General features: G+C 66.5%; 13 protein-coding genes. 10 read left to right on the top strand and 3 right to left on the bottom strand.

Annotated features, from left to right (window positions below; genetic code table 11):
* Positions 1-61: 61 nt before the first annotated feature.
* Together AB7P10_RS13025 and AB7P10_RS13020 are read right to left on the bottom strand one after the other, a co-directional pair.
* Complete coding sequence (locus AB7P10_RS13025; protein WP_428294285.1) at positions 62-547, bottom strand: DUF1499 domain-containing protein; 486 nt, start codon at positions 545-547, stop codon at positions 62-64.
* An 8-nt stretch (positions 548-555) separates the two neighbouring features.
* Positions 556-2,091, bottom strand: a complete 1,536-nt coding sequence (locus AB7P10_RS13020) for a helicase HerA-like domain-containing protein (protein WP_428294284.1) — start codon at positions 2,089-2,091, stop codon at positions 556-558.
* A gap of 99 nt (positions 2,092-2,190) precedes the next feature.
* On the opposite strand from AB7P10_RS13020, the gene AB7P10_RS13015 reads away from it, so the two are divergent.
* Genes AB7P10_RS13015 through AB7P10_RS12975 form a run of 9 tightly spaced genes read left to right on the top strand, consistent with a single transcriptional unit; the run spans position 2,191 to position 9,764 of the window.
* Positions 2,191-2,916, top strand: a complete 726-nt coding sequence (locus AB7P10_RS13015; protein ID WP_428294283.1) for a YebC/PmpR family DNA-binding transcriptional regulator — start codon at positions 2,191-2,193, stop codon at positions 2,914-2,916.
* A gap of 11 nt (positions 2,917-2,927) precedes the next feature.
* Positions 2,928-4,205 carry a phosphoribosylamine--glycine ligase gene (purD, locus tag AB7P10_RS13010; RefSeq protein ID WP_428294282.1) on the top strand — a complete coding sequence of 426 codons (1,278 nt, stop codon included), beginning with the start codon at positions 2,928-2,930 and terminating at the stop codon, positions 4,203-4,205.
* Complete coding sequence (locus AB7P10_RS13005) at positions 4,202-4,843, top strand: 1-acyl-sn-glycerol-3-phosphate acyltransferase (protein ID WP_428294281.1); 642 nt, start codon at positions 4,202-4,204, stop codon at positions 4,841-4,843. The genes purD and AB7P10_RS13005 overlap by 4 nt, the downstream gene beginning before the upstream one ends.
* Before the next feature lie 2 nt (positions 4,844-4,845).
* Positions 4,846-5,763, top strand: a complete 918-nt coding sequence (gene hemF, locus AB7P10_RS13000) for an oxygen-dependent coproporphyrinogen oxidase (RefSeq protein WP_428294280.1) — start codon at positions 4,846-4,848, stop codon at positions 5,761-5,763.
* Entirely contained in the window at positions 5,763-6,407 is a 645-nt protein-coding gene (gene nadD, locus AB7P10_RS12995) for a nicotinate (nicotinamide) nucleotide adenylyltransferase (protein ID WP_428294279.1), read from the top strand. The genes hemF and nadD overlap by 1 nt, the downstream gene beginning before the upstream one ends.
* Entirely contained in the window at positions 6,404-7,090 is a 687-nt protein-coding gene (rsfS, locus tag AB7P10_RS12990; RefSeq protein WP_428294278.1) for a ribosome silencing factor, read from the top strand. Before nadD ends, rsfS begins: the two co-directional genes overlap by 4 nt.
* Positions 7,087-7,554: a 23S rRNA (pseudouridine(1915)-N(3))-methyltransferase RlmH gene (gene rlmH / locus AB7P10_RS12985; RefSeq protein ID WP_428294277.1), complete on the top strand. Its 468-nt coding sequence runs from the start codon at positions 7,087-7,089 to the stop codon at positions 7,552-7,554. The genes rsfS and rlmH overlap by 4 nt, the downstream gene beginning before the upstream one ends.
* Complete coding sequence (locus tag AB7P10_RS12980) at positions 7,551-8,174, top strand: Maf family protein (protein ID WP_428294276.1); 624 nt, start codon at positions 7,551-7,553, stop codon at positions 8,172-8,174. The genes rlmH and AB7P10_RS12980 overlap by 4 nt, the downstream gene beginning before the upstream one ends.
* A gap of 30 nt (positions 8,175-8,204) precedes the next feature.
* Positions 8,205-9,764, top strand: coding sequence for an Rne/Rng family ribonuclease (locus tag AB7P10_RS12975; RefSeq protein WP_428294275.1), 1,560 nt, complete (start codon positions 8,205-8,207; stop codon positions 9,762-9,764).
* Between the two features lie 10 nt (positions 9,765-9,774).
* On the opposite strand, the gene msbA is transcribed toward AB7P10_RS12975, so the two are convergent.
* Positions 9,775-11,526: a lipid A export permease/ATP-binding protein MsbA gene (msbA, locus tag AB7P10_RS12970; RefSeq protein ID WP_428294346.1), complete on the bottom strand. Its 1,752-nt coding sequence runs from the start codon at positions 11,524-11,526 to the stop codon at positions 9,775-9,777.
* A gap of 253 nt (positions 11,527-11,779) precedes the next feature.
* Between msbA and tolB the strand changes: the two genes are divergently transcribed.
* The gene (gene tolB, locus AB7P10_RS12965) at positions 11,780-13,096 is read left to right on the top strand and encodes a Tol-Pal system beta propeller repeat protein TolB (RefSeq protein WP_428294274.1); all 1,317 of its coding nucleotides are present in this window, start codon (positions 11,780-11,782) and stop codon (positions 13,094-13,096) included.
* Positions 13,097-13,142 lie beyond the last annotated feature (46 nt).

The raw sequence follows: 13,142 nt of genomic DNA, 5'->3' as shown, positions 1-13,142 counted from the left end.
GCCAACCAATGAAAAGGCCCGGTCTGACCGGGCCTTTTTTTCGTCTGACGGAGGCATGCGTTCAGGGCATTGCGAGGTAGGCGGCGCGTATCACCTCCATGCGCTGGCGGTTGACCCCGAAGTCTTCTCGGCCGAGCCGGCTGGCACTGCGCAGCTCAATCGAGCCGCTGGCCGGGTTGGACCAGAACTCCAGGTCGTCCACGAACTTCAGCCAGCGGGTTTGCGCCTGGGCGTAGAGGTAGTCGGGGCGCTGCGCCACCACTGTGACGCCGGGCATATCGCGCAGCACCGACTGCAGTACGCGCATGGATTCCTCTGCGCCACCATCCTTGAACGGCAGCGGAGCCATGCCGGCGTAGTCGCGCTGCGGATGGTCGGCGTACAACGTGGCCTGGCTGCTGACGCTGTTGCGGGTCAATGAGGGTGCCTTGAGTCGGCCATTCTTCACGCCCAGGTCAACGGGCTGCCGGCCTCTCAACATGCCGGCCTGTGCGCCCACCAGCAGCAGCACGATGGCGCCCAGGACGATGTAGGCGACGAGCTTCATGGGTGCCTTCAGCGCTTGCCGCCCAGCAGCCCACCCAGCACGCCGCGCAGGATCTGGCGGCCCAGGCCGCTGGCCACGGTACGGGCTGCGGTCTTGGCCATGGTCTGCACCAGACCGTCGTACTGCCCGCCCCGAGGGCCTGTGCGCCCGAAGAGCACTTCGTTGAGTGCGCTCTTCTCGGTAGGCACCTCTTTGGTGGCGCCCGGAATGCGCGGGGCCTTGGCGGCGGGCTTCTCGTCGGACGCATCGGCCGCGGTGTCGCCGCGCGCGGCTGCGTGCGAGCGGAACATTTCGTAGGCGCTCTCGCGGTCCACCACCTTTTCATACACGCCGGCCACCAGGGAACCCTGGATCAGCGCCTGACGCTGCTCGGGCGTGATGGGCCCGAGCTGGCTGCCAGGCGGCACAACGAACACGCGCTCGGTCTCACTCGGTCGGCCCTTGGCGTCCAGCAGGCTCACCAGCGCCTCGCCCACGGCGAGTTCGGTGATGGCGGCCTCGATGTCCAGGCCGGCCTTGGGGCGCATGGTTTGGGCGGTGGATTTCACGGCTTTCTGGTCCCTGGGCGTGAACGCGCGCAGGGCATGCTGCACGCGGTTGCCCAGTTGGCCAAGCACGCTGTCGGGGATGTCCAGCGGGTTCTGGGTCACAAAAAACACGCCCACCCCCTTGGAACGCACCAGTCGCACCACGAGTTCGATGCGCTCGATCAGCACTTTGGGCGCTTCGTTGAACAGCAGATGCGCCTCATCGAAGAAGAACACCAGCTTGGGTTTGTCCGGGTCGCCGATCTCGGGCAGCGTTTCGAACAACTCCGACAGCATCCACAGCAGGAAGGTGGCGTACAGGCGTGGCGCGTTCATCAGCTTGTCGGCCGCCAGGATGTTGATCACGCCCTTGCCGTCCACGGTCTGCATGAAGTCGCTGATGTCGAGCATGGGCTCGCCAAAAAAGCGGTCGCCGCCCTGTTGCTCCACTTGCATCAACCCGCGCTGGATGGCGCCGATGCTGGCGGCGCTGATATTGCCGTACTCGGTGGTGAACTGCTTCGCGTTGTCCCCGATGTGCTGCAGCATGGCCCGAAGGTCCTTCATGTCGAGCAGCAACAGGCCGTTGTCGTCGGCAATCTTGAACACGAGGTTGAGCACACCAGCCTGTGTGTCGTTCAGGTTGAGCATGCGCGCCAGCAGCAGCGGGCCCATGTCGCTGATGGTGGCGCGCACCGGGTGACCCAGTTCGCCGAAAACGTCCCACAGCGTGGTCGGGCAGGCCTGCGAAGCGGGCAGGGCAATGCCGCGATCCTGCAGCACCTTGCTGATCTTTTCGCCGAAGCTGCCGCGCTGGCTGATGCCGCTCAAGTCCCCTTTCACGTCGGCCATGAACACGGGCACGCCGATGTTGGAGAACTGCTCGGCCAGGGTTTGCAGCGTCACGGTCTTGCCGGTGCCCGTGGCGCCGGTGATCAGGCCATGGCGATTGGCCAGTCCGGGCAGCAGCTGGCAGGTGACGGAGGCGTTCTGGGCAATCAGCATCGGTTCGGCCATGGCGGGAGTTCCTTTGGGGCGGGTTCGGGGCGGTGCGGGTGAAAACGTAAAATCGCGGTCTTATTAGATCAAAGCCAGAACGGGCAAAAGGACAATTTCGTGGCCGGACACAGCAAATGGGCGAACATTCAGCACCGCAAGGGCCGCCAGGACGAGAAGCGCGGGAAGATCTGGACACGTGTCATCCGTGAAATCACCGTGGCGGCGCGCCAGGGTGGTGGCGACCCGGCCATGAACCCGCGGCTGCGGCTGGCCATTGAAAAGGCCAAGGCGGCCAACATGCCGGCCGATCGCATCAAGTACAACGTGGACAAGGCTTCGGGGGCGCTCGAAGGCGTGGCCCTGGAGGAAATACGCTACGAAGGCTACGGCATCGGCGGCGCGGCAGTGATCGTCGACACCATGACCGACAACCGCGTGCGCACCGTGGCCGAGGTGCGCCACGCTTTCAGCAAGTACGGTGGCAACCTGGGCACCGACGGGTCGGTGGCTTTCCAGTTCAAGCACTGTGGCCAGCTGGTGTTTGCCCCGGGCACATCCGAGGACAAGGTGATGGAGGTCGCGCTGGAAGCTGGTGCCGAGGATGTGGTCAGCGACGACGATGGCGCCATCGAGGTGCTGACCTCACCCGCGGACTTCGAAGCCGTGAAGGAGGCGCTCGAGGCTGCAGGCCTCAAGCCCGACGTCGCGGAGGTCACCATGCGCGCCGAGAACACCATTGAACTCGCGGGCGATGACGCCGCCCGCATGCAGAAGCTGCTGGACGTGCTGGAAGACCTGGACGACGTGCAGGAAGTCTTCCACAACGCACACATCTCGGAATAGGGCTGCAGCTGATGAAAGTTCTCGTGATCGGCGGCGGGGGCCGCGAACATGCGCTGGCCTGGCGGCTGCGGCAATCCGAAGGCGTGAGCCAGGTTGTTGTGGCGCCGGGCAACGCGGGGACCGCGCGCGACCCGCAACTCACCAACCTGGACATCACCGACAAGAGCGCGCTGCGCGCCTGGGCGCAGGCCAACGGCATCGCGCTCACCGTGGTGGGCCCCGAGGCCCCCTTGGCCGCAGGTGTGGTCGACGAGTTCCGGGCACATGGCCTGGCCATCTTCGGCCCCACGAAGGCCGCGGCGCAACTGGAGAGTTCCAAAGCATTCTCCAAGGCCTTCATGGAACGCCACGGCATCCCGACCGCGACCTACCAGACCTTCACCGACGCAGCGCAAGCCCATGCCTACGTGGACGCACAGGGTGCCCCCATCGTGGTCAAGGCCGATGGACTGGCCGCGGGCAAGGGCGTGGTGGTGGCGATGACGCTGGACGAGGCGCATGCCGCGATCGACTTCATGCTGCTGGACAACACGCTGGGCGTGGCGCACAACGAAGGCGGTGCGCGCGTGGTGATCGAAGAATTCCTCACGGGCGAAGAGGCCAGCTTCATCGTGTTGTGCGACGGCGAACACGCGCTGCCGCTGGCCACCAGCCAGGACCACAAGCGCCTGCTGGACGCCGACCAGGGGCCCAACACCGGCGGCATGGGGGCCTATTCGCCGGCCCCGGTGGTCACCCCCGCGGTGCACCAGCGCGCCATGGACGAGGTGATCCTGCCGACCCTGCGCGGCATGAAGGCCGATGGCATTCCGTACACCGGCTTTCTGTACGCCGGGCTCATGATCACCCCCGGCGGCCAGGTGAAAACACTGGAATTCAACTGCCGCATGGGTGACCCCGAGACGCAGCCCATCATGATGCGCCTGCGCAGCAACCTGGCGCAGGTGCTGTTGGCGGCCACGCGCGGTGAACTGGACCGCACGACCGTCGAATGGGACCCTCGCGTCGCGCTGGGCGTGGTACTTGCCGCTGCCGGCTACCCGCTGAATCCGCGCAGGGGCGACACCATCACCGGTTTGCCGGCCGACGCAACAGACCGCATGGTGTTTCACGCCGGCACCACGGCGGACGGCACGGGCGCGATCCAGGTCTCGGGCGGGCGCGTGCTGTGTGTCACCGCCCTGGCCGACTCCGTGGCCGACGCGCGCCAGCGTGTCTATGAGGTGGTGGACGCGATCCACTTCGACGGCCAGCAGTGCCGGCGCGACATCGGATACCGCGCGCTTTGAACCCCGCCATTGACTATCCGGGTCCGCACCCGGTCCGGTTTCGCGGGTCCGCACTGTCGCGCTGGCTGCTCGCGCGCCTGGGCTGGCAGGTGCGCTTTGACGGCTTCCCGCGCCTGCAGGGCGTTGCCATCGTCTACCCCCATACCAGCAACTGGGATTTCATCGTCATGCTGCTGGCCAAGTGGGCCATGGGTGTGCCAGCGCGCTTCTGGGGCAAGGACAGCCTGTTTCGCCTGCCCTTGCTGGGTGCCTGGATTCGCTGGCTGGGCGGCATACCCCTGGACCGCCACTCGCCGCGCGGTGCCGTGGGCGACATGGTGGCGCTGATGGGTGTGCACCGGCGCGAGGGGCAACTGCTGTGGCTGGGTCTCTCACCCGAGGGCACCCGCGGGCACACACCGGGCTGGCGCAGTGGCTTCTACCAGGTGGCGCTGGGTGCTGATGTGCCGCTGGCGTTGATCCTGCTCGACTACCGTCGCAAGCAGGTGGATGTCACCCGCTTCCTGCGCCTGACCGGTGACGTACCGACCGACTATGCCCGCCTCGCTGCTGGCTGCGAGGGCGTGCGAGGCCTGCATCCCGAACGGGCCAGCCCCGTGCAACCCTTGTCCAGGGACCTTTCCAGCGATACGGTATGAGCATGCAACAGACCCCCACGTCCTTCGTGCGCGACTACCTGCGCGACCTGCAGGAGCGCATCGTGTCCACGGTTGCGCTGGTCGACGGGGGTTCGTTCGTGGTCGACCGCTGGAGCAAACCGCGCGGGGAGCCTCTGCAGGGCAACGGCGTCACGCAGATCCTGGAAGATGGCGCCGTGTTCGAACGTGCGGGTTGCGGCTTTTCGCATGTCAGCGGTCCCAGCCTGCCGCCCTCTGCGACTCAACACCGGCCCGAGCTCGCGGGCGCGCCGTTCGAGGCCATGGGCGTGTCCCTGGTATTCCACCCACGCAACCCCTACGTGCCCACCGTGCACATGAACGTGCGCATGATCGCCGCCACGCCCGCCGGCGCGGCGCCCGTGTGCTGGTTCGGTGGCGGCATGGACCTGACGCCGTACTACGGTTTCGAGGAAGATGCGGTGCACTTCCACCGGTCTGCGAAGAACGCGCTCGACCCTTTCGGCGTCGACAAGTACCCGCGGTTCAAGGCCTGGTGCGATGACTATTTCGTGCTCAAGCACCGCGGCGAGCAGCGTGGCATTGGCGGCGTGTTCTTCGACGATTTTTCTGAACTCGGCTTCGATGGCAGCTTTGCCATGATGAGTTCGGTCGGCGACGCTTTTCTCGATGCCTACCTGCCCATCGTGGACCGCCGCAAGAACACGCCGTATGGCGAGCGTGAGCGCAGTTTCCAGCTCTACCGGCGCGGGCGCTACGTCGAATTCAACCTGGTATGGGACCGCGGCACGCATTTCGGTCTCCAGTCGGGCGGGCGCAGCGAGTCCATCCTGCTCTCGATGCCGCCGCTGGTCAGTTGGGCGTACAACCGCCAGACCAAGAAGGGCACGCCGGAAGACCGGCTCTACAAGGAGTTCCTGGTGCGCAAGGACTGGATCTGATGACGCACACTTTGCCGGCCCGGCGCGTGGGCATGTTTGGCGGCGCGTTCGACCCGCCCCACTGGGCGCACCGCGCCCTGGCCGAGACGGCACTCAACCAGCTCAGTCTGGACGTGCTCCATATCCTGCCAACGGGCCACGCCTGGCACAAGTCGCGCGTGCTCTCGCCGCCCGACGACCGCGTGGCGATGTGCGAACTGGCTTTCGGCGATTTGCCCAAGGTGCAACTCGACGAGCGGGAGATCCATCGCGAAGGCCCTAGTTACACCGCCGACACGCTGCGCGAACTCCAGCGCGAGTACCCGCAGGCGCAACTGTTCCTGGTGCTCGGGGCGGACCAGTTGTTGGCTTTCCGGAACTGGGTTCGCTGGCAGGAAGTGCTGGAGCTGGCCACGCTGGCCGTGGCCAACCGCGCCACCAACATCGGGGCCGACGCGCCGCTGGACCAGGCCACCGAGTCCGATCTGTCGGGCGTGGATCTGCCTTTCGAGCCGTTGCACATGCCGCTGAAGAACATCAGCGCCACCGCCGTCCGGGCCCGTGTGGGCCAGCTCACAAGCGGCCAGCACGCGCTCGACGTTCTGGTGCCCGAGCCCGTCGCGCGCTATATTTCGCAGCACCACCTCTACCAACCCCCTACATGACCAGCGAAACCACAGCCAAAAAAGACATCCAGCGACTCCAGCGTGCCATCGTCGACGGACTGGAGGACGTCAAGGGTCAGGACATCGTGGTTTTCAACACCGAGCACCTCTCCCCCCTGTTCGAGCGGGTCATCGTCGCCAGCGGCACGTCCAACCGCCAGACCAAGGCGCTGGCGGCCAGCGTGCGCGACGCAGTGCGCGAGGCGGGCTTCGACAAGCCACGCATCGAGGGCGAGGACAACGGAGAGTGGATCATCGTGGACTGCGGCGCCGCCGTGGCGCACGTGATGCAGCCCGTCATCCGCCAGTACTATCGGCTGGAAGAAATATGGGGCGCCAAGCCGGTGCGGCTCAAACACGGTGCCGAAAAGCCTGCAACGCCCGCCAAGTCAGCGGCGAAGAAGAAGGCGGCAAAGGCTCCAGAAGCGGCGCCCGTGTCAGCCAGAAAGGTGGCGCGCAAGACGGCCAGCAAGACACCGGCCACCACCCAGGCGGCGTCAGGCAGGTCCGCTGCTCCCGTGGCCTCCCGCAAGGCGCCCGCGAGCAAAGCCACACCCGCCCAACGCCCCGCCGGCAAGAAGGCCACGCCCAAGCTCGTGGTGGGCAAGCCAGTGGCGAAGAAGTCCGCCGCCAAGCCGGCTGCCCGCAAGACCAGCAAGCCGGCCGCCAAGAAGAAGGCATGAGGCTGTTGATCGTCGCGGTCGGGCAGCGTGTGCCCGACTGGGCCCAGACCGCCTACGACGATTACGCCAAACGCTTCCCACCCGAGCTGCGGGTGGAACTCAAGTCCGTCAAGACCGAACCACGTGCCTCGAAGACGCTGGAGAGCCTGCTGGCGGCCGAGCGCGAGCGCATCGAAGCCGCCATCCCGCGTGGCAGCCGCGTGGTCGCGCTGGACGAGCGGGGCACGGCGCTCACCACCAAAGCGCTGGCGCATCAACTCCAGCAGTGGCAACTGGAGGGCGATGACGTGGCGCTGGTCATCGGTGGGCCTGATGGCCTGGAGCCGGCTTTTCGCGCTGCCGCCCATCAGCGCATCCGCCTGTCTGATCTGACATTGCCGCACGCCATGGTGCGCGTGCTGTTGATCGAACAGCTGTACCGCGCGTGGTCCGTGAACGCCAACCACCCCTATCACCGCGAATGAGCCCACCGGACTTCATCTATCTGGCCTCCCAGAGCCCGCGCCGCAAGCAGCTGCTGGAGCAATGGGGCGTGCGTTGCGAATTGCTGCTGCCTGACCCGGACGAGGACGTGGAAGCGCTGGAAGCCGTGCTGCCGCGTGAATCGCCGACCGCCTACGTGCAAAGGGTCACCGGTCTCAAGTTGGAGGCGTCCCTGTCGCGCCTGAAACGGCGAAGTCTGCCGCCCGCGCCGGTGCTGTGTGCAGATACCACGGTGGCGCTGGGCCGGCACATCCTGGGCAAGCCGGTGGACGCGGCGGACGCATGCCGCATGCTCGCCGCGCTCGCCGGCCGGCGCCACCGCGTGCTCACCGCGGTGGCCGTGGGCACACCTTCAGGCCGAGGCAATCGCAGCTGGGCCGCGCTGTCGACGTCCTGGGTCACGTTCGAGCCGCTCAGTGCCACACAGATCCGCCGCTACGTGGACACCGGTGAACCCATGGGAAAGGCTGGGGCCTACGGCATTCAGGGTCGCGCCGGCCTGTGGGTGAGCCACATCAGCGGCAGTTATTCGGGCATCATGGGCCTGCCTGCACACGAGACGGCGCAGGTGCTGCATGCCGCGGGCGTGCGGTTGATCTGAGATGCGACTTGTGCCACGGAGAAGGGCCCCATGAGCCAGGATATTCTGATCAATTGGTCGCCACAGGAGACACGCGTGGCCGTGGTGGAGCAGGGGGCTGTGCAGGAAGTGCACCTGGAGCGCACCCTCGAGCGCGGACTGGTGGGCAACATCTACCTCGGCAAGGTCTCGCGCGTGCTGCCGGGCATGCAGTCGGCCTTCATCGACATCGGGCTGGACCGCGCCGCCTTTCTGCATGTCGCCGACCTCATGCCCAACATCGCGGCCAAACATGCCACGCCTCGATTGCCCGTCGTGGCAGCGCCGGCGGCTTCGGCCGAACCGGTCCCGGCGATGCCGGCCAACGGTGCGCCCAAGGTGCTCACGCCCAACCCCGTGCTGCCGATCGAGCGCCAGATATTCGAGGGCCAGGCCCTGATGGTGCAGGTGCTCAAGGACCCGATCGGCACCAAGGGCGCGCGCCTGACGGCGCAGATCAGCATTGCAGGCCGCCTGCTGGTGTTCCTGCCGCAGGACAACCACATCGGGGTTTCGCAAAAAATTCCGCCAGCTCAGCGCGAAGCACTGCGCCAGCGCCTGGTGCGCCTGACGGCCACCGCCGACGGCAGCCCGGCCGGCGGCTTCATCCTGCGCACCAACGCCGAAGACGCCACCGACGAGGAACTGGTGGACGACACCGCCTACCTGCGCAAGACCTGGTTGCGCATCAAGGAGGCCGCCACGCGCCAGCCCTCGGCCACGTTGCTGCACGAGGACCTGAACCTGATGCAGCGTGTGCTGCGCGACCTGGTGAGCGCAGAAACCCAGTCCATCCGCATCGACTCGCGTGAGCAGCACGGCCTGCTGACCGGTTTTGCACAGGAGTTCATGCCCGATACCGTGGCCAAGCTGCAGCACTACAGCGGTGAGAGACCGATCTTCGACCTCTTCAACATCGACGAGGACATCGTGCGTGCGCTCAGCCGCCGTGTCGACCTCAAGTCCGGGGGCTACCTGGTGATTGACCAGACCGAGGCGCTGACCACGGTGGACGTGAACACGGGGGGGTTCGTCGGCGCGCGCAACTTCGACGACACCGTGTTCCGCACCAACCTGGAGGCCGCGCAGGCCATTGCGCGCCAGTTGCGGCTGCGCAACCTGGGTGGAATCGTGATCGTCGATTTCATCGACATGGTGCGCGACGACCACCGCGAGGCCGTGCTGACCGAGTTCCGCAAGCAACTGGCACGGGACCGCGTCAAAACCATGATCGGCGGCTTTTCGCAGCTCGGGCTGGTGGAGATGACCCGAAAGCGCACGCGCGAGTCGCTGGCCCACATGCTCAGTGAACCTTGCGAGGCCTGCGCCGGACGGGGTGTGGTGAAGACCGCGCGCAGCGTCTGCTACGACATCCTGCGCGAGATCCTGCGCGAGGCGCGCGCCTTCAACCCGCGCGAGTTCCGCGTGGTGGGCTCGCCCAAGGTGGTCGAGCTGTTCCTGGACGAGGAACGGGCCCATCTCGCGGGCCTGTCCGATTTCATCGGCAAGCCGATTTCCCTGCAGAGCGAGAGCTCGATGACGCAGGAGCAGTACGACATCGTGCTGCTGTAGAACGTCCGCGCTACGACTCTGGTCGCAGGTTCTGCGCGTGCAGCCGCGCGTAGAGGCCGTCGGCCTGCAGCAACTGCTGGTGCGTACCCTGTTCGATGATGCGCCCATCTGCCAGCACGATCACGCGGTCCGCGTGTTCGATGGTCGACAGCCGGTGCGCGATCACCAGCGTGGTGCGGCCCTTCATGAGCCGCGCAAGGGCTTCCTGCACCAGGCGCTCGGATTCGTTGTCCAGGGCAGAGGTGGCCTCGTCCAGGATCAGGATCGGCGCATCCTTGTAGATCGCGCGCGCAATTGCCAGGCGCTGGCGCTGGCCGCCCGAGAGTTCGGTGGCGTTGTGCCCCACTGTGCTGTGCATGCCCTGCGGCAGGCGCTCGATCAGTTCGCCCAGGTTGGCCGATTCCAGCGCCGCGCGCACGCGCAACTCGTCAATCTGTGCACCGGCCGCGCCCAGCGCCACATTGGCCGCCAGCGTGTCGTTGAACATCACCACGTCCTGGCTCACCATCGCGTACTGCCGGCGCAGACTGGCGAGGTCCCAGTCTGCCAGTGCCACGCCGTCGAGACGGATCTCGCCACGCTCGAACTCCACGAAGCGTGGCAGCAGGTTGACCAGCGTTGTCTTGCCCGAACCCGACGGCCCCACGAAGGCGACCACCTCGCCGGGGTGAATCTCGAGCGTCACGCCACGCAGCGCGACCAGGCTGTCGTTATCGGCGTCGACGGCGGCAGAGGCGTCGTCCCTGGCCGGATAGCGCACCCACACGTCGCGCAGCGAGATCGATCCGTCCACGCGTTCGACCGCGTGCGTGCCACCCATCTGCTCGGGCGTGTTCTCGATCAGGTCGAGCCCGCGCTCCAGCGCGGCCAGGCCCCGCGTGATCGGCGCGGCGATCTCGGCCAGATGCCGGATCGGGGTGATCAGCATCAGCATGGCGGTGACGAAGGCGACAAAATTGCCCACCGACACCCCGCTGGTGTTGCTCTGCCAGAGCGCCACCGCGATGACCGCCGACAACGCGGCGGAGGCGAGCAACTGGGTCAGGGGTGTCATCGCGGCCGTGGCCACGGTGGACTTGAGCGCGAGGCGGCGCAGCGCGACGCTCAGGCCGTCGAAGCGCAGCGTCTGGCGCTGCTGCGCACCATGCAGCCGCACCATGCGGTGGGCCAGGGCGTTTTCTTCCACCACGTAGGCCAGCTCATCGGTGGCATGCTGGCTGTCGCGGGTGAGCTTGTAGAAGCGCCGTGACAGCACCCGCATGATCAGGATCAGGCCTGGAAACACCGTGAGGACGATCAGCGTGAGTTTCCAGTTCAGATAGAGCAGGTAGCCCAGCAGGGCCAGCACCGCCAGGCTGTCCTTGGTCAGGGTGAGGAAGGCGGTGACCAGCAACTGGGAACCGTTCTGGACCTCATAAACCAGGGTGTTGGAGAGCTTGCTCGCGCTTTGCCGGGCGAACAAGGTCATCTGTGCTTCGTTGAGCTTGAGGAACATGGCCCGCCGCAGGTTGAGCAGGCCCAGGCTGGCGGTGTACGACAGGGCGTACTGCGCGGTGAACCCGGCCAGTCCGCGAATGCCGAAGAGCCCCATGAGCGCCACGGGCACCATCCACAACGCGATGTTGCCTTCGGCAAAGCCCCGGTCGAGCAAGGTCTTGAGCAGGGCCGGAATCAGCGGCTCGGTGAGTGCCCCGATCAGCGTGCTGACCGCAGCCAGGGCGATGCCGGTCTTGGCCGAACTGAAGTACGGCCACAGCCGCATCAGCCGCTGTGTGAGCGTGCCGGCCGGTGGCTTGTGCAATGGGTTGAAGTCGGTCAAGGGCAGGGCGGCAGAAAAAACGTGCGGGCGGGTGGAACAATGCGGCGCAAGGGCGATCAAGCAGCGGCGAACGCACCCGTGCAGCCAGCGCGCTCACATCTTGTCACGGGTAGCGGGAAACCCTCCGTTATTATCAGTTGCTTGGCTGCGGCGCCAGCCGCGCGTTGCAACCCAAGGCTCAGGCGACTCACACAGGATGCAGGATTTGACACGACACGACACGCTGGCCACGGTCCCGAGACGGTCCATTCTCGGGCTGGCTTCCACAGTTCCCCTGCTCACCTGGCCCTTCTCGACAGCGCATGCCCAGTTCAGGGTCGAGGTGGCCGGCGTGGGCCTGACCCAGTTCCCGTTCTCTGCGGTCGCCTTCCGCGGCAACGACGCCGCCAGTGAAAACATCGCGGCCATCGTGCGCGCCGATCTGGAACGCAGCGGACAGTTCCGTTTTGTCGACCCGGCGCCCGGTGCGCTGGATGAAACCTCCCGACCTGATCTCGGGCCCTGGCGCGAACGGGGCTCGGACTCCCTGCTCACCGGCAGCGTGACCCGCCTGGCCGATGGCCGTTTTGACGTGCGCTTTCGGCTCTGGGACGTGGTACGGGGGCAGGACCTGGGCGGGCTGAGCTATCCCGTCGGTGCGCAGGACCTGCGCCTGGCGGCCCACCGCATCGCCGACCATGTGTTCGAGAAGATCACCGGCGTCAAGGGGGTGTTCTCCACCCGCATCGCCTACGTGACCAAGGCCGGCCCGCGCTACAGCCTGTGGGTGGCCGATGCCGATGGCGAAAATGCGCGCGCCGCGCTCACCAGCCCCGAGCCGATCATCTCCCCGAGCTGGGCACCTGGTGGCGCGCAACTGGCCTACGTATCGTTCGAGGCGCGCAAACCGGTCATTTATGCGCACGACGTGGCCTCCGGCAAGCGCCGCCTGCTGGCCAACTTCAAGGGCTCCAACAGCGCACCGTCGTGGTCACCTGACGGGCGCTCCATGGTGGCCACACTGTCCATCTCGGGCAATGCCCAGATCTACGTGATGGATGCCGCCGGCGGTGAGCCGAGCCGTCTGAGCCAGTCCGCCAGCATCGATACCGAGCCCGTTTTCAGTCCCGATGGCAAGAGCATTTATTTCGTGAGCGACCGGGGTGGTTCGCCGCAGATCTACCGCATGAGCGCGCAAGGCGGCGGTGCGCAGCGCCTGACCTTCACGGGCAACTACAACATTTCGCCGGCCCCCAGCCCGGATGGCCGCTGGCTGGCCTTCATCTCGCGCGTCAACGGCGCGTTCCGCCTGCACGTCATGGACGTGGCCAGCGGGGCCGTCACAGCATTGAGTGAGTCCAGCGGTGATGAAAGCCCCAGCTTTGCGGCCAACAGCCGCATGATCATCTACGCCACCCGCGACAGGGGGCAGGAAGCGCTCATGACGACCACGGTCGATGGTCGTATCAAAACACGCCTGTCGGGCTCGCAGGGTGATATTCGCGAGCCCGAATGGGGTCCCTTCCTCAAGTGAGTCGCGCCCGGCACAGCCATCCGTGCGAGCCTGCAGTCCCGGCAAC

Source organism: Hydrogenophaga sp., assembly GCF_050182545.1.
Classification (GTDB): Bacteria; Pseudomonadota; Gammaproteobacteria; order Burkholderiales; family Burkholderiaceae_C; genus Hydrogenophaga.
This window is presented reverse-complemented; position numbering and strand designations above follow the sequence as displayed.